We start from the raw sequence: 16,017 nt of genomic DNA, 5'->3' as shown, positions 1-16,017 counted from the left end.
CGCTTCGGTCGCGCACAAGTGCGCTCCTACAGGGTCGCGCGCGGTGGCGTTTAACCTCAGCGCTGCCGGACCAGGCGTTTCGCTTCCAATCGCTCGATCATTCCATCGACCTGCGATAGTTCGGCGAGGACGGCGTCGCGGCGTTCGTTGACGCTTAGACCGGGCGCCGGTTCCTGCAGGCCCATGCGCAGCAATTGCAGTGAGCCGGTGATGCGATGGAGCACATCGCGCTGGGCGGTTGTATCGCCCGCCTTCACCGCCTCGTCGAATCTGGCGAGATCCGACCGCCCTGCTTCCAGCAGGCCGTGCAACAGCGTCTCGACTTGTTCTTCCGAACCGAAGATGGCGACCAGCTGAGTCACTGCATCGTCACTGGCCTGGGTTTGCCGATCGACGACTTTCGCCAGGCTGCCGACCATGCTTTCAATCTTCTGTTGCAACTCTTCCAGGCGGGCAGGCTTGGCGAGGAAGTCGTCCATGCCGGCCCGCCGGCACTTTTCCACCTGCTCCGGCAACGCGCTGGCCGAGAGCGCAATGATGGGCATGTGGGCGCCCGTTTCGACTTCCGCATCGCGTATGCGCTGCGACAGCGCATAACCATCGAGCACGGGCATGTGACAGTCGGTCAGCAGCAGGTCGTAGTGGGCGGCAGCCAGCGCCTCCCAGGCGCGCTGGCCATCCTCGGCCATGGTGCATGCGTAACCCAGAAGATCCAGCTGTCGCTCGATCACGGCGCGATTGATGGGATGGTCTTCGGCCACCAGGATCCGGGCGGAGCGCGCCTGGCGGGGCGCGGCAACGCTTTCCTTGTCGCCCGCCGAGTCCAGGCCCAGCGCCGCGCGGCACGCCTCTACCGCTGACCGCCACAACAAGGGACTGCCGCAGAGCATCATCTTGCCGCCTTCACGATAAAAGCCCCGCGTATCGGTATCGGGTATCACGTGAATCGCCGGCACACCCTCCACGATGACGCCTTGCTCGATCAGACGCGCGTCCGCGATATAGACGTCCGCATCGTCTTTACTGAGTTCCACGACGTCCTCCGCATCCGTCTCGATCACGCTAAAGCCCATCGCAGACAACGCGTTGGCCAACTCGCGCTCGAACATGCCGTCACGCGTGCAGACCAGGGCCCGCTTGCCTTCGATACCGGGAATGATGCTGGTGCCCTGCAGCACCGGTAGCACCACTTCGACGGTGGCTCGCGTGCCCTCGCCCACCTTGCTTTCAAGGCGAACGTCGCCGCCCATCATGCCCGCCAGGCGGCGACAGATGCTCAGGCCCAGGCCCGTGCCGCCAAAACGTCGGGTGGTGGACGCCTCCGCCTGGGTGAACGGCTGGAACAGGCGATTGAGTTGATCAGGCGAGATGCCCATGCCCGTATCGGTGACGCTGAATCGCAGGCGCTGCCCTCCCTTGACCTCGCCGAGCAGATCGATACGCAGCTTGACGTGTCCGGACGCGGTGAACTTGAGGGCGTTGCTGATCAGGTTGTTGATGATCTGCCGAATGCGATTGGCGTCGCCTCGATATTCCGACGCGAGTCGCCAGTCCAGCACCAGGTAAAGGCGCAGGTGTTTCTCTTGCGCCCGTGCCGCGAAGGTGCCCACCGCACTGTCGGCCAGCAGGCGCAGGTCGAATGCCTGCGGCTCCAGTTCGAGCTTCTCGGCCTCGATGCGCGAGAAATCCAGGATGTCGTCGAGGATCTGCAGCAGCGCCACCGCCGAATCCTGCGCCATGCCGACCATGTGCGACTGCTCGGTGCTCAGCGGCGTCTTGGAGAGCAACTCCACCAACCCCAGTACGCCGGCCATGGGCGTGCGGATTTCGTGACTCATCATGGCCAGGAACGCACCCTTGGCGGCCACCGCCGCCTCGGCCGTGGCCTTCGCCTCCACCAGTGCCCGCTCCTGTTCCTTTTCGATGGTGACGTCGGCGCAGTAGACGCTCCAGAAATAGCCGCCTTTCCCACTGGGCTTGGGTTCGCCGCCCAAGGCGCGAATCCAGCGCGTCACGCCGTTCACCCTGGTCTTGAACTCGACCACGCCCGAATGCTTCGATCGCAGGCTTTGATCCACCGCCTTCTGGACCATCTCGCGATCCTCATCGACGGCCGCTTCGAGCGGGCCGGCGTGGCCGGCAAGAATGTCCTCGCGGGACATGCCGAAGATGGCCATCGAGGGCCCGCTCACTGATTCATAGGTGCGGCGGTCCGCGGCATCCACGTGCAGACGGATCACCACGCCAGGGAGATTTTCGTTGGTGTCGACCAGTCGCTGCTCGGATGCACGAGCCCTCGCTTCGGCATCCCTCATGCGCTTATAGGCAAAACCGATGATGGCCACGATGGACGCCACCACCAGCAATCCGATCAGCACCCAGTTCCACGGCACGCCGTAGCTGTAGTCGGCGCGCAGCCAGCGCGTGCGGATCGCCTGCCGCTGATTGTCCTTGACGCCCGCAATCACGCGATCGATCAAGCCCGCAAGACGGGCCTTGTCGCGACTGACGCCAAAGGTGATGTCCTGATCCAGACCCGCAGGCGCCACCACTCGCAGGGTGGCGGCATAGCGATCGCGGATCAGCGCATCAATGGCGGGCAAGGTGCCGATGTAGGCCGACACTTCGCCTTTTTCGACCAGGCGCAACCCTGCTTCATTGCTGGCGACCGGCACCAGTTCGCTGCGCGGCAGCAGCATCTTGAGACCGGCGAGCAGACCCGCCTCTTCGCGCACAGCCACCTTCTTGCCGCGCAGGTCTTCCGGGCCGGCGATCGCGGCGCCATGCAGCGGCGCCACGATGACTTCAGGAAACCGCTCGTACGGGCGGCTGAATACCATGGCCCCGGCGTCGTAGTCGGCGGGCATCGCGGCCGCGACCATGTCCACTTCATTGGCGCCGACGCGGCGTTGCAGTTCGTCCAGGTCGCGTGCAGGCACCAATTCAAAACGCAGGCCGAGCTCTTTCTTGATCAGCGAGAGATAGTCTTCGGCCAGGCCATCGAGCATGCCGTCCTTGTTGATGAAGCTATACGGATAACGATCGGTTTCGTAGCCCACGCGCAGCGTGCCCAGGCCGGCGAGCCACTGGCGGTCGGCATCGGAGATCGCCGTGCTGCGTGGAAGCGGCGCAGTGAAGTCCTCGTCCATACCCCATTGCTGGCGAAGACTGGCGAGCTGGTTCGCCGGCACGGTGGCCTCGGCCTTGCGCAGGATGGAGGCCAGCACCAGGTGATCGCGCGGCACCGCCAACGAGGCCTGCAGCGGCGGGATATCGGCAAGGCGCTGAAGGATGGTGACGTCGTCGTGCTCGCGCTCCGTCAGCAGCCAGCGCGTGCGTGCGGAGGAACCGATGTACGCGTCGGCCACGCCCTGGGCCACCATGTCCAGCGCCTCGCGGCCATCGTCGGTGAAGATGAGTGTGGCCTGGGGGAAACGATCCTTGATGATCTTGTTGTAGACGCGGGCGACACGCTCCATCGCGATCCGCCCATGGACCACATCGGCCTCGGTGCGGACCTTCAGGTCACCCTTGCGAGCAACCAGCACCAGGCTGGCTTCGACGTAGGGGTTGAGGTATTCAAGGCGATCGCTACGCCGGTACGGCTGGCCCACCAGCAAGTCGAAAGGAATGGGCTTGCCCGAATCGCTGAAGGTCACCGCATCCCAGTCCGTGAACGGACGAAACTGCAACCTGAGTCCTACGCGGCCAGCAAGCAGCTTGGCGTATTCCACGCCAATGCCTTCGGCCCCGCCCGCCACCCAGGCCTCGATGGGAAAGTGATTGCCCGCAAAAATGCCGACGTCGACCACTGGGTGCCGAGCGATCCAGGCCGACTCCTCTGCGCTCAGCGCGACCTGGGCGTCCGGCTTGACCGGCACATCGGGCGGGACCTGCGTGGCGGATGCAACGAACGACAGCGACGCGCACAGCAGGAACAGCGACCACAGCACCCACCGACAGCCCCCCTGCCGCGACCCACTGGAAGGTGAGGCAATCATGGTCAGGCCGTGAAAGCGATGCATAAACGTGCCCAGCCTTGTCGATTCGATCAGTCAGATTAGGCGCACACGATCGACAGCATCTATAAGAATAGTCTCAATTACAGGCGGTGGCGCTGGTTGATTCATGGGCGCTGTTTCGTGACTCCCAAGCTGCCGCAGCGGGGCCTGGCTGTGGGCGTCCGGACGTCGTCGTCAGCGCGCTCCATGGCAAGCATTGCGCGGTCGTGCTGCCGTTTCGGCGACAGCCAGCTTTGCGCCGCTACGCTAGGCAAACCCTGGGAAACCCGAGGTATCGCCATGACTGCAGTTACGAAGACGCCGCTTGAACACGTCAACGATGTGCTGGCGCAACTCAAGGAAATGCGTCACTACGCGAAGAACAACGTAGAAGCGCTGACGGCGCAGTGGTTACTGTTCGACGGCGAGCTGAAGAAGCTCAAGCAGGCCGGTTCCATCGAGACGCTGATGACGCGCCAGAGCGAATTGCACGATGCACTGAACGACCAGATCGCCACGTTCGAGGAGTTGGCCGTGACGCTGCAACCTCCTCCGGAAGAGACCTAGCCACGCGGGATGCCGCGTCCACGCGAAACGTTTTTCGCACGACGTGTCGAATCCGCGTCCTGCCGTTCGTCATGACAGTGAGGGCAGGCATTGTGCCCGCCTCAGGGTGTTCACGGGAGTCGTCATGCCACAGTATCTGGTTGCCATTCATCACCCCGACAACTATGACCCGTCGCAGGAAGGCGAAGCGATGATCAACGATATCCACCGGCTCAACGAGGAGATGATCGCCGCAGGCGCCCGGTTGTTCGCCGGCGGCCTGGAGTCGCCTGGCAAGGCGAGGTCTCTGCGCAAGCAGTCCAGCGGCGAGGTGCTGGTTACCGACGGCCCGTACGCCGAGGCCAAAGAGCATGTTGGCGGTTTCTGGATACTGGATGCCGCCAACATGGACGAGGCGCTGAGCTGGGGACGCAAGGCCGTCGTCGCCTGCCGGGCACCGGTTGAGGTGCGCGCCTTTCTCCGCCATAGCTGACCGCTTCTGCCTGGGAGGCTTTCCATGGCCACGCTTGTCTTCGCAATGAACCAGTCCCTCGATGGCTATGTCGACCACGACAAGTTTGGGCCCAGTCCATTGCTGTTTCGTCACTTCGTAGAGCAGGTGCAGAACCTGACGGGCAGCGTGTACGGCCGCCGCATGTACGAGATCATGCGCTACTGGGACGAAGACTCTCCCGAGTGGAACGCAGACGAACGCGACTTCGCCATGGCGTGGCGGCGCCAGCCGAAATGGGTCGTGTCGCGCACGCTGTCGTCGGTCGGCCCCAACGCCACCCTTGTCGCCGATGACATCGAGGCTGCCATACGGCGGCTGAAGGCCGAGCTCACCGGGGAGATCGAAGTCGCCGGTCCCGGTCTGGCGCGCAGCCTGACCGAGCTTGGTCTTATCGACGCGTATCAGATCTATCTGCACCCCGTCGTGCTTGGTCAAGGCAGGCCGTACTTCGCCGGCCCTCGGCCGCGGCTTCGCCTCGTGGCCAATGATGTCATCGACGGGGATGTGATCCGACTGACCTACGTTCCCGCCTGATGGCGCGCTGGCTCCGACGGACGCCAGCGACTAACTCCACCATCTCCACCGTGGCAAGTACAAGCTTGCCGTATGGGGCTGCCCGCCGCTGTCCGGCGCGGCGCCGATGGCGCCCGTGGCGACAACGGGCCCGGTGGGCTGGCCCGTCGGCGAGCCACTGATGGGCTCCACCGATACCGCGAGGGCGGCCGTGGGTCCCAGTTGCGCGAGCAGAACAGGATCGAGCTTCAACGTGGTAGGTGCGTTGGCGGCAATCATGCCGACCGAAATGGGCTTTTGACCTGAAGGCACCAGCCACAACTGCGGCGCCTTGCCTTGGGCGAAGGAGCTTGGCGCCACCGGCACGACAATGATGCGGGCCTGTTGGATATCCATCGTAGCCGTCCAACCCACCTCACCATTCGTCTGGGTGATGGTCGATGCCATGAACGCAACCGCTGGCGCGCCCGGCCTCGTGCGCGGCCCCATGCTCACAAACAGCAACAGCAGGCACGCCGCGGCCAAGGCGCTCTCGCCCAGGCCGAACCAGTGCCAGAAACGCAGGCTGTCCCACAGGCGGGGCCGGGTGTATGCGCGCTCCCGTGCATCCAGGCGCAGCGCCTGCTGGATGCGAGTCCACACATGATCGGGCGGCTCGACCGGCGCAATCTCCTCACTCATGGGCTGCAATCTGCGATGCCAAAGCTTCACGGCGGTAGCGGCCTCGTCGCTGGTTTGCAGCTCGTGTGCCACGGCGGCGCGCGCATCGGCATCCAGCACGCCAAGCACATATTCGGCGTAGCGCAGCTGGGAGTCGTCGTGGTTCAGTGGTGTGTTCATGCGTCCAGGCACGTGCGAAGTTGCAGCAGGCTGGCGCGTCCATGCTGCCGGCCATCGGCCATGGCGAAAGCGAAGTAGCGCCCAGTGCAAGACCCACCCCAAGAAGCATCGAACGTGCACGTTGATTGCTCTTCATGTTCATCTCCGTAGCTGGCGACTTCCGACTGGAAGCACTGTTAGATACGGATGCGCGCGGTCAACGGATGCACAGGCGCCCAAAAAAAACTTAAGCGTCTGGCGTCGGCGAGCTAGGTAAAACTACTGAATCCACTTGATGGGTTTTACCGATGCAGGCATCGATGCTGCCGGCGCAAGCTGAGCGCCAGCTCGCGGCCCTGCGCTAAATCTCGATGCCGCACGTGCCCGCTACGGCCATGGTCGCTGCGCCCGCCGCAACAGCCGTGACCCTCGCGCCTTCTGGACATCATCCGTCGCCCGTTTACAACCATCGGAAACGCCATGCGCATACCGACCTTACGCACCGCCCTTGGCATCGCCCTCCTCAGCACCGCGTACGTCCACGCAGGTGCGGCGCCGACGGACGTTACGCCCGTCACGATCAACAACTTCGCCCGCGCCGAATCCGATACGTACCTCGCGTCCCTGGTAAAACGCGGCGGCCTCGGCGTTCTTCGTTCCGAACGCGAACCCGCCTCCATCGACAAGCAGGATGTCATCCGTCTCAACCGCGACACGCTCTATACCTTTGGCGTCTTTGACCTGGATGCCGGCCCGGTCACCATCACCCTGCCCGACGCCGGCAAGCGCTTCATGTCGCTGCAAGCCATCAATGAAGACCACTACGTGCCTGCCGTGGTTTACGGCGCGGGCAGCTACACCTTCGACAAAGAGAAGGTGGGCACTCGGTATATGGCCGTTGCCATCCGCACCCTGGTCGACCCCAAGGACGCAAAAGACCTGCAGGCCGTCCATGCACTACAGGACGCCATCAAGGTCTCCCAGGCAAGCCGCGGCACGTTCGACGTGCCGCATTGGGATCCGGTAAGCCAGAAGAAGATCCGCGATGCGCTGCTCGTGCTTGCCTCATCCGCCAACGGTTTCAAAGACGCGTTCGGCAAGAAAGGTGACGTCGACCCCGTCGCGCATCTCTTGGGCACCGCAGCCGGCTGGGGCGGCAACCCCGACAAGGACGCCACCTATCTCGGCGTCACGCCGCCAAACAATGATGGCAAGACGGTCTACCACCTCACCGTCAAGGACGTACCGGTCGATGCCTTCTGGTCGATCAGCGTCTACGACGCCAAAGGCTATTTCGAAAAGAACGCACTGAACGCGTACACGCTCAACAACATCACCGCCAAACGCAGCGCCGACGGCTCCATCGTCGTCCAGTTCGGCGGTTGCAATGGCACGATCCCCAACTGCCTTCCCATCATGCCCGGCTGGAACTACACCGTCAGGCTTTACCGGCCGAGGGACGCGATCCTGAGCGGCGCCTGGAAGTTTCCGGAGCCGACGACTTAGGACCCCAGGGGCACGACATCCCCGGTGCATAGCTTGGCTGGCTCAATACGACCACCACCCCATGGGCAGCGTGCGAAGGCGGCAAGCATTCGTCGCGAAATAACCAGGAGAATGAACCGTGGCCATGCTACTGATGAAGGACGCAACAGGGCCGGATGTCACGCAATTGCGCAAGAAACTGGCATCGGCACTGCAGGCAGACGCCGGGGCGTTTCCCGGCCTGGCGGCGGGCAATCGTTTCGACGACCTCACTGACGCCGCGGTCCGACGCTGGCAATCGGGCATTGGCCTGGTGGCGGATGGGATCGTTGGTCCGTATTGCCAGAGCGTCCTGGGCATGGTCGCCTTGCGGGCGACCGACGTGCCAATCACCGTGGATGCGGTTAAGCAGCTCTTCCCAGCCACCAAGGCGTCCAATATTGCCCGCAACCTTCCCTATGTGGCGGCAGCCTTGAACGTCGTCGGGTTGCGCGATCGCCCGATGATCTGCGCCGCGCTAGGCACCATTCGCGCGGAGACCGAAGGCTTCGTGCCAATCTCCGAGTTTCCCTCGCACTTCAACACGACGCCGGGCATGCCAGCCTACAGCGCCTACGATGGGCGCACCTCGCTCGGCAACACACAGCCCGGTGATGGCGCGCGCTTTAAAGGCCGCGGCTTTGTGCAGCTGACGGGGCGAGCGAACTATCACACCTACGCGGCGCAGATCGGCCTGGATATCGAAAGCTTTCCGGACCTGGCGAACGCGCCTGAAGCGGCAGCCGTGCTGCTGGCCGTGTTTCTCAATCATGCCGCTGACAAGATGCGCGCGGCGCTTGCGTCCAACAACTACGCCGCAGCGCGCAAGCTGGTCAATGGCGGCACCTACGGGCTCGACAAGTTTCGCAGCGTGTTTCAGCTGGCGGACTCGGTGTGGCCGGTGGTTGCCCGCGCAAGTCGTACGGCACGTGCCCGCAAGACGGCCACTGCCCCGACGCCGGCCCGCAAATTCACCGCCAGCAAAGACCCCGTCGACTTGCGCGATCGTTCCTATACGCCGCCACCGGTCAGCCTGCCCGACTGCTCGCCCAGCGACGAGTACGTACAGCAACTTCTACCTGCCTACAGCAGCGCCGGCCTGATCCTGGATCAGGGACAGGAAGGCGCATGCACCGGCTTTGGCCTGGCGTGCGTCATCAACTATCTGCGTTGGCGAAAAGCCAGCATGCCTTCGACGCTGGACTCGGTCAGCCCGCGCATGCTGTACAACTTCGCGCGGCGGTACGACGAATATGCCGGCGACAATTACGATGGATCAAGCTGCCGAGGCGCGCTGAAGGGCTGGTTCTACCACGGCGTATGCCTGGAGGAAGACTGGCCCTATCAAGCCGAGGACACACAACCGCCCAGCTTCGGATACGCCGATCGCGCCACCGCCAACACCCTGGGCATCTATTACCGCATCGACCTCAAGACGATCACCGACCTGCAGGCCGCCATCCTGGAAGTGGGCGCCATCTACGTCTCCGCGAACACGCATGATGGCTGGCAGAACGTGCCGACCTCGCGCAAGAAAATCACCGGACACGACACCCTGCCCGTGATCGAGTTCGACGGACGTACCTCGCAGACCGACGGCCACGCGTTCGCGCTGGTGGGATTCAATACGCGCGGTTTCGTGGTGCAGAATTCCTGGGGCAAGAGCTGGGGCTGCGGCGGCTTTGCCGTGCTGACCTACGCGGACTGGCTGGCCAACGGCATGGATGCGTGGGTGGCCGCGATGGGCGTGCGCGGCCTGGTGTTTGGCCAGCGCGCGGCGGCCATCCCCGGTGCAACGGGGCGCGCCGGCGCCGATCGATCGGGCGCATGGAACGAGGCCGACGCCTACGCACACAGCGTCGTGCTCGGCAATGACGGGCGCGTCACGCGATATCTCACGCAGGACGCCTTGAACCGAGGCCTGCTCTACCAGGCATGCACGTTGCCGGATCAGTGGTTCCGCCAACAGGCGTCTGCCACCAAGCGCCTGGTAATCTATGCGCATGGCGGCCTCAACAGCGAGGCGGCCGCCATCACGCGTGCGCGCATCATGGGCCCCTACCTGATCGGCAATGGCTGCTACCCGCTGTTCATGGTGTGGAAGACCGGCATGCTTGAATCGATCGAGGACATCATTGCCGACCGATTCCGGCCTGCCCCTTCGCGCGTCGGCGGCGTCCGCGAGGCCTTGACGAATGTGACGGATGGATTGATCGAACAAACCATCGGACGTCCGTTCGCGCGTCCGATCTGGAGCGAGATGAAGGAGAACGCAGAGGGTTCCAGCTTTCCAACACGCGGGGCGGATCTGCTGGTAACGGCCTTGCAGAATCTCGAGCAGAGCTGGGGCGACAAACTTCAGATCCACCTGATCGGGCATTCGGCGGGCTCCATCTTCCTTGGCTGGCTCGTTGACCTGCTGGCCGCGCGCGGACTCGATGCGCGGGCCACGTCCATCCATCTCTACGCTCCGGCTTGCACCGTGCAGTTCGCCAATCGCCACTACACGCCGCACGAGGCGCTGATGAAGTCGATGTATCTGGACATCCTGTCCGACGAGAACGAACGGGACGACGATGTGGCGGCCGTCTACCGCAAGTCATTGCTCTATATGGTTTCAGACGCGCTTGAGCAGGATGTGCGCACGCCCATCCTCGGCCTGGCCAACGTCATGGACGTTGGCTACAACGGGTGGGACGGCTCATCGAGCACCGGCGAAGCGCTGGGCAACTGGCGCCAGGCGGCCAAGCAAAGCGGATTGGACAAGCGCATCGGCATTCTTGATGTCGACAAGGTGAAAACCAGCAGCTCCGGCAGCACCATCAGTGCGGGACATGGCAGCTTCGACAACAACATCGAGGTCGTCAGCCGCACGCTCGAGCGCATCACCGGCGCCAAGCTGGCCATGCCGATCGACGATCTGCGCGGGTTCTAAAAGACGAGGCGTAACCACGCACCCGCCTCAACGACTAGAGCAAGCCATCGATGGGGAGCAAACGCAGGAACGTGACTTCGGTACGCCGCTTGGTGGTCGCACCCGGGTCGCTCTTGTAGGTCACCGGCTTGCCGTCATCGTCGGCTTGCCAGATGAGTTGGTGGGAGGCGGGAGCCATCTCTACCAGATAGGCATTGGAGGGCTGCGTTGCCGTCTGGAAGAAATCGCTGATCGCCTTGGCCAAGCCTGGCGAATCCACGATGACGCCCATTTCGGTGTTGAGCAGCTTGGAGCGCTGATCCATATTGAGCGAGCCGATAAAGACCTGGCGGCTGTCCACCACAATGGTCTTGGCGTGCAAACTGATGCCCGACGACTGGCCCATCGAGGTGGAGGGCTGGCTTTGGCCGGACGATGGCTTGAGCTCGTACAGTTGCACGCCGCCTTCGACCAACGCCTTGCGCGAGTGCACATATCCCGCATGCGCCGCGGTTTCGTCGGTCGAGGCGAGCGAGTTGGTGAGTATCTTGATCGAGATGCCACTCTGCGCCAGGGCCACAAGGTGCTTGGTGCCGGCGTCGCCGGGAATGAAGTACGGTGTTGTCGCGATGATCTCGTGCTGGGCACCATCCAGCATGGTCTTCAGCCGCGGACCAATGCGCAGTGCCGGCTCGTCGTGGGTGGCCTCGATCTTCTCCGGCTGATCGGCCACGAGTTCCGCATCGCCCCAGAACCATGCGCCGCGCTTGTCGGCGGTCGGGCCATCAGGCAATTCGTCAAGTACGGACTGGGCGTAATCGGATTGTGCGAACGCTCGCACGTCCTTCTGGAGCAACTGCCGCGCGGCGGCCAGTTGCTGACCGGAACCATCCGTCTTCTTGAGCTGGTTGAGCGGATATGCGGCATCGCAATTCCAATAGGCATCGAACGCTTCGGACGCCTGCTGCACGACGGGGCCGATGGCCACGACATCGAGATCGCGAAAGTGCGTGTCGCTCCCCGCATCAAAGTAGGGGTCGCCGATGTTACGTCCACCAACGATGGCCACGTTGTTGTCGACGATGAAGGACTTGTTGTGCATACGTCGATTCAGGCGCCGCCACTCCAGCATGAACTGGGTGGCACGCGACAGCAGGCTCGGATCGCGCGTCTGAAAGGGGTTGAACAGGCGGATCTCGATATTCGGGTGGGAGTCCAGCGCCTCGAACAGGTGATCCTTGTCGTCGAAATTGTTGTCATCGATGAGCATGCGCACACGCACACCGCGATCCGCCGCAGCAAGCAGGTGCTGCAACATCAGATGCCCCGTCATGTCGTTGGCGAAAATGTAGTACTGCAGGTCGATCGAGTGCGCGGCGTGATCGGCCAACGCCACCCGGCTCAGCAAAGCGTTGGTGCTCAAGGTCAGCAAGCGGAAGCCGGACTGCTGCTGGTGCCTGTCCACTTCGGCGTGCGTGTACTGCGCTGAGGCGGTATCGGTGGCCGGCGGCAGGTGATGCGTTTGCGCCTTGTCGGTATTGGGCGGCAGTGTGGAGCACGCCTGAAGGACGTGACAAAGAATGGTGAAGGAAAGTACGACGACCCAGCGATGCACACGCATGTTTACATCCTCGGATCGGGCAAGCCGTCAACGTATCGTGGATCCGCTCGCATTTCGTTTCCATCATTTAATTAACATAGCTACGCCCTATCCCTGCTGACTGCCGGTGCGCTCATGATCGTTGCGATGCGCAGTCGTCGCTCTTCGTTCATAAAGGGCATTGACGCCCAGGCCTTCGACGTGTGCGTAATAGCGGCGCACCAGACCTGCACTGATCGCATCGCACGCCTTACTCATCGAGATGACGCCGTGAGCTATCAACGATCGTTCGGCAACATCGTCATGGCGTTCGCGCTGGTGATCGCCTCGACCGTCGCGCACGCCGGACTGGACGCCCAAGGCCAGCGCGAAGTGGCAGCCTTGCTTAGCTTTGTCGGCCAGAGCCATTGCAGCTTCATCCGCAACGGCAAGAGCTATAGCGCAGCCGATGCGAAGAATCATCTTGAGCTGAAGCTCAACTACTTGCTGGAGCGAGACAAAGTAAATTCTGCGGAGGAGTTCATCGACCGCGCGGGCACGGTAAGCAGTTTCAGCGGCCGGCCTTATCTGGTGAACTGCGGCGGCGCCGATCGGCCCTCGGCGGATTGGCTGAAAGAGGAACTACAGCTGCTGCGAAAGACGCAGCCCTAGGTATTGTCTCTTCTCTTCGGGCATGGCTGAAAGCAGTCATGTCGCGCGAGCCCGCTCTTGCCGAGCGGGCTCGCTTGCAAATACTCATCACCAACGCATGCGGAAACCCAGCGTGCCGTTCACCACGCTTCGAATCGACTGCAAAATCCTCCGTTCGCTCCGCTTGAGCGATGAAGGATTTTGCCATCGCCGGCGCGACCGATGCGTCAGTCAGCGCCCGCCGCTTACCTCAGGGATCGGGTACAGGCACCACGCGCAACGTGGCGGCAAACATCTCGCGTGTCTGTGGATCGGTGATAAGCGCGGCCGCGGCCTGGGCCTGCGCGTAGTGCCTGGCATGTGCCGCCGCATTGCCCTCGGCGGCGGCGACATTGGCGGCGACCGCCTGGGCAAATGCCAACTCCCACGGTGCGCTGCTGTGTTGCTCGAAGTATGGCAATGATTTCCTGAGATAGTGAGCTGCCGGCGCAGGAAGCTTGAGCAGCGCATACGCATGAGCAAGCAGCTGCGCCGCATGGGCATGATTGCTTGCGTCGCCGACGATCTTCCACAAGTACATGGCTGCATGTGCAGCCTGCAGCATCTCTTCGCTTTCCTCAGCCGAGCGGTGGTCGATTTCGGTGAGCGTCCAGGCTCGATTGTTGGCCTGAGAGGCCAGACGCCGCTGCCAAAGGGCGGCGTCTTGTTGAGTGGGTTTGTCAGCCATGAATCCAAGCCTCCACGTGCGTCGCGCGCCCCGGCTGCCTGCGCGAGAGGGCTGCACGCCCGGTTATACACCTGCAAGCGTCGATGAATGATGGGAGTGTCCGCCCAGCGCTTGCGGCGCGACCAGGCTCCCCTTCGTCAGCGCACTTTGCCAAACCCGCGAAACTGGCGGAATGCTGCCCGGAAATAGCCGGTCTCGGTAACTTCAGCCGCGGAACCCGCACGAGCGAGCGGCGGAAGTGCCGTCCACGGCAGTGTCGGATGCTGATGATGCAGGCGATGAAGATGGTGATTCATCAGCACGGGATGCCAGATGGCCGGAGCGCGAAAATTGCGGGCGCGCGCATCTTCGTCCAGCAGCACATCGTAGTGCGGCAAGTTATCCGCGACCGAGAGCCACAGTCCGCGCAGAAACATCGTTGCCGCAAGCGCAGGCCACCACGCCCCGTAGAGATAAAATGCAACGGCGTGGAGCGCAACCGAGAGCATCCAGTCGCGCCGTATCAGGGCGCGTCGCTCCGCATTGCCGGCAAAGGCCACGAACAGGCGTTGCACCTCACGGCCGGTGGGTTCTTCGCTGCGAAGCTTATGGGCGACGAGTCGGGACACCCATGGCGCCGGCAGCAGCGTGAGCAGGGGCAGCGCAAGTTCCGCCAGATAAAGGCCGCCCAGCAAATGCGCGTAGTAACCGATGCGAGCAAGCAAGGGTGGCGTCGCACCATCATGCACATCGGGTCGGTCAAAGGATTCGCGCGTGTAGCGGTGATGCATCAGGTGCCCGAAACGGGCAGCGTCGAACGGCAACATGAAGGCGATCGCCAGGGCGCGTCCAACGGCTTCGTTGAGCCAGCGCCGGGGCAGCAAATGCCCATGGATGGCTTCATGGATCAGCCCCCAATGCATCGGCGTCACCACCACCAGCGGAACCGCGATCCACAGGGCGGATGCCCCGTACTGCCGCAGCAAGAATGGCCATGCCATGAGTTGCATAAGCATGGCGATGGCGACGACGCCCAGGAGCGCCAGGTTGGCGCGAAGGTCGATGGGGACATGCCTGGACGTTCGCCGTTCGGTCGCTGCCTGAGCGCCACCCGCTTCTACCGCTGCCTGTCGATCCATCGCCTACCCTTAAGTGCACCATGGTCCCCGCCTAAACTAGCGGTGCCTTTTGACATTCAGTGGTCGATCCGCAGCGCTGACAACCGCTCCCCGGCAACGGTTCGCCATCTTTCCCTATTGAAACCCATATGCCCGGCAAAATCTCAGTCCGGGTTCGCAGGCGGGCCGGGCGAATATAACCCGCAGGGAGACCCGGTCCAGGTGCCCGAGGCCCATACCCTGCCGAACCGCCCCGCACCTGCACCGCTCACCCGGGACGGCGGGAAGCCCACTTCGCGTCGACGACGACCGCTTCATCTGCCCCGCGGCACACTAGCGATCTTGGTGTCCCCGCCCCGGTCCCGCCCACCCGCCTTGTTGTGGCCACGCAAAGGCCGCGTTGCGGTCCAAGCCATCGGAGGTTCACATGAGCAGCACTGCCGCCGAGACCCTGCAGGCGCGGGGCGTCGACATGAAGTTTGAGATCGTCGTCATTCCCGTATCGGACGTCGAGCGCGCCAAGCGCTTTTATGTCAGCCTGGGTTGGAGGCTGGACGCCGATTTCGCCTCCGATGACGGCTACTTCCGCGTTCTCCAGTTCACGCCGCCCGGCTCCAGTTGCTCCGTCATTTTTGGGAAGAATGTGACGGCAGCGGCGCCAGGCTCCGCCCAGGGCCTGTACTTGATCGTCTCCGACGTCGAGGCGGCCCGCAAAGAACTCGCTGGACGTGGTGTGCAGGTCAGTGAAGTGTTCCACGGTGCCGGCACCTATGCCGGCTCCGATGAGCCCTACCTGTTCGGGCGGGTTCGCGTCAGCGGCCCGGACCCCGAGCGCAACAGTTACCGCTCGTTCGCCTCGTTCCACGATCCGGACGGCAATGGCTGGCTGTTCCAGGAGATCACCCAGCGACTGCCCGGGCGCATCGACACCGGCGTGGCCACGTACACCTCCTCGACCGATCTCGCGGCGGCGCTGCGGCGTGCGGGAGCCGCGCACGGCGAGCACGAGAAACGCAACGGCGGCAAACACGATGAGAACTGGCCGGACTGGTACGCCCAGTACATGATGAGCGAGCAGACGGGGAAAGATCCGCCGCTGTGAGCATCACCAGCCGGGCGCGTCAGCGAGCCA

Annotated in this window: 13 protein-coding genes; 7 read left to right on the top strand and 6 right to left on the bottom strand. The window is 63.3% G+C overall.

Annotated features, from left to right (window positions below):
• Positions 1 to 56 precede the first annotated feature (56 nt).
• Positions 57 to 3,953, bottom strand: coding sequence for an ATP-binding protein (locus AB4Y82_RS06345; RefSeq protein WP_441603916.1), 3,897 nt, complete (start codon positions 3,951 to 3,953; stop codon positions 57 to 59).
• Positions 3,954 to 4,301: 348 nt separating this feature from the next.
• Between AB4Y82_RS06345 and AB4Y82_RS06340 the strand changes: the two genes are divergently transcribed.
• The 3 genes from AB4Y82_RS06340 to AB4Y82_RS06330 all read left to right on the top strand — a co-directional run bounded on the left by AB4Y82_RS06340 (position 4,302) and on the right by AB4Y82_RS06330 (position 5,595).
• Positions 4,302 to 4,568: a hypothetical protein gene (locus tag AB4Y82_RS06340; protein WP_441603917.1), complete on the top strand. Its 267-nt coding sequence runs from the start codon at positions 4,302 to 4,304 to the stop codon at positions 4,566 to 4,568.
• A gap of 124 nt (positions 4,569 to 4,692) precedes the next feature.
• Positions 4,693 to 5,040, top strand: coding sequence for a YciI family protein (locus AB4Y82_RS06335; protein WP_441603918.1), 348 nt, complete (start codon positions 4,693 to 4,695; stop codon positions 5,038 to 5,040).
• A 24-nt stretch (positions 5,041 to 5,064) separates the two neighbouring features.
• Positions 5,065 to 5,595: a dihydrofolate reductase family protein gene (locus AB4Y82_RS06330; RefSeq protein ID WP_441603919.1), complete on the top strand. Its 531-nt coding sequence runs from the start codon at positions 5,065 to 5,067 to the stop codon at positions 5,593 to 5,595.
• A 30-nt stretch (positions 5,596 to 5,625) separates the two neighbouring features.
• Here the strand turns inward: AB4Y82_RS06330 and AB4Y82_RS06325 are convergent, their stop codons facing one another.
• Positions 5,626 to 6,414 carry an anti-sigma factor gene (locus AB4Y82_RS06325; RefSeq protein WP_441603920.1) on the bottom strand — a complete coding sequence of 263 codons (789 nt, stop codon included), beginning with the start codon at positions 6,412 to 6,414 and terminating at the stop codon, positions 5,626 to 5,628.
• A gap of 459 nt (positions 6,415 to 6,873) precedes the next feature.
• On the opposite strand from AB4Y82_RS06325, the gene AB4Y82_RS06320 reads away from it, so the two are divergent.
• On the top strand, positions 6,874 to 7,899 hold the full coding sequence (locus AB4Y82_RS06320; RefSeq protein WP_441603921.1) for a DUF1254 domain-containing protein: 1,026 nt from the start codon (positions 6,874 to 6,876) through the stop codon (positions 7,897 to 7,899).
• A gap of 124 nt (positions 7,900 to 8,023) precedes the next feature.
• Positions 8,024 to 10,852, top strand: coding sequence for a C1 family peptidase (locus AB4Y82_RS06315; protein WP_441611221.1), 2,829 nt, complete (start codon positions 8,024 to 8,026; stop codon positions 10,850 to 10,852).
• A 34-nt stretch (positions 10,853 to 10,886) separates the two neighbouring features.
• Here the strand turns inward: AB4Y82_RS06315 and AB4Y82_RS06310 are convergent, their stop codons facing one another.
• Together AB4Y82_RS06310 and AB4Y82_RS06305 are read right to left on the bottom strand one after the other, a co-directional pair.
• Positions 10,887 to 12,452: a phospholipase D family protein gene (locus tag AB4Y82_RS06310; protein WP_441603922.1), complete on the bottom strand. Its 1,566-nt coding sequence runs from the start codon at positions 12,450 to 12,452 to the stop codon at positions 10,887 to 10,889.
• 87 nt (positions 12,453 to 12,539) lie between these two features.
• The gene (locus AB4Y82_RS06305) at positions 12,540 to 12,689 is read right to left on the bottom strand and encodes a hypothetical protein (RefSeq protein WP_441611166.1); all 150 of its coding nucleotides are present in this window, start codon (positions 12,687 to 12,689) and stop codon (positions 12,540 to 12,542) included.
• A gap of 12 nt (positions 12,690 to 12,701) precedes the next feature.
• Here AB4Y82_RS06305 and AB4Y82_RS06300 point away from each other — a divergent pair, with 12 nt between their 5' ends.
• Positions 12,702 to 13,082, top strand: a complete 381-nt coding sequence (locus AB4Y82_RS06300; RefSeq protein ID WP_441603923.1) for a DUF5329 family protein — start codon at positions 12,702 to 12,704, stop codon at positions 13,080 to 13,082.
• 229 nt (positions 13,083 to 13,311) lie between these two features.
• Here AB4Y82_RS06300 and AB4Y82_RS06295 read toward each other — a convergent pair whose 3' ends face one another.
• Positions 13,312 to 13,788: a hypothetical protein gene (locus AB4Y82_RS06295; protein ID WP_441603924.1), complete on the bottom strand. Its 477-nt coding sequence runs from the start codon at positions 13,786 to 13,788 to the stop codon at positions 13,312 to 13,314.
• A 137-nt stretch (positions 13,789 to 13,925) separates the two neighbouring features.
• Positions 13,926 to 14,906 (bottom strand): fatty acid desaturase, encoded by a 981-nt coding sequence (locus AB4Y82_RS06290; RefSeq protein ID WP_441603925.1) that lies wholly within the window; start codon positions 14,904 to 14,906, stop codon positions 13,926 to 13,928.
• A gap of 406 nt (positions 14,907 to 15,312) precedes the next feature.
• Here AB4Y82_RS06290 and AB4Y82_RS06285 point away from each other — a divergent pair, with 406 nt between their 5' ends.
• The gene (locus AB4Y82_RS06285) at positions 15,313 to 15,987 is read left to right on the top strand and encodes a VOC family protein (RefSeq protein ID WP_441603926.1); all 675 of its coding nucleotides are present in this window, start codon (positions 15,313 to 15,315) and stop codon (positions 15,985 to 15,987) included.
• The last annotated feature ends 30 nt before the right edge of the window (positions 15,988 to 16,017 follow it).

The sequence above is a fragment of the Dyella sp. 2YAF14 genome (genome assembly GCF_052114725.1).
Classification (GTDB): Bacteria; Pseudomonadota; Gammaproteobacteria; order Xanthomonadales; family Rhodanobacteraceae; genus Dyella.
Note: the sequence above shows the minus strand (reverse complement) of the source record. Positions and strands in the feature narration are given on the sequence as shown.

Coding starts and splice junctions, on each gene's coding strand:
- AB4Y82_RS06340 (WP_441603917.1), top strand. CDS start 4,302: ATGACTGCAGTTACGAAGACGCCGCTTGAACACGTCAACGATGTGCTG.
- AB4Y82_RS06335 (WP_441603918.1), top strand. CDS start 4,693: ATGCCACAGTATCTGGTTGCCATTCATCACCCCGACAACTATGACCCG.
- AB4Y82_RS06330 (WP_441603919.1), top strand. CDS start 5,065: ATGGCCACGCTTGTCTTCGCAATGAACCAGTCCCTCGATGGCTATGTC.
- AB4Y82_RS06325 (WP_441603920.1), bottom strand. CDS start 6,414: ATGAACACACCACTGAACCACGACGACTCCCAGCTGCGCTACGCCGAA.
- AB4Y82_RS06320 (WP_441603921.1), top strand. CDS start 6,874: ATGCGCATACCGACCTTACGCACCGCCCTTGGCATCGCCCTCCTCAGC.
- AB4Y82_RS06315 (WP_441611221.1), top strand. CDS start 8,024: ATGCTACTGATGAAGGACGCAACAGGGCCGGATGTCACGCAATTGCGC.
- AB4Y82_RS06310 (WP_441603922.1), bottom strand. CDS start 12,452: ATGCGTGTGCATCGCTGGGTCGTCGTACTTTCCTTCACCATTCTTTGT.
- AB4Y82_RS06305 (WP_441611166.1), bottom strand. CDS start 12,689: ATGAGTAAGGCGTGCGATGCGATCAGTGCAGGTCTGGTGCGCCGCTAT.
- AB4Y82_RS06295 (WP_441603924.1), bottom strand. CDS start 13,788: ATGGCTGACAAACCCACTCAACAAGACGCCGCCCTTTGGCAGCGGCGT.
- AB4Y82_RS06290 (WP_441603925.1), bottom strand. CDS start 14,906: ATGGATCGACAGGCAGCGGTAGAAGCGGGTGGCGCTCAGGCAGCGACC.
- AB4Y82_RS06285 (WP_441603926.1), top strand. CDS start 15,313: ATGAGCAGCACTGCCGCCGAGACCCTGCAGGCGCGGGGCGTCGACATG.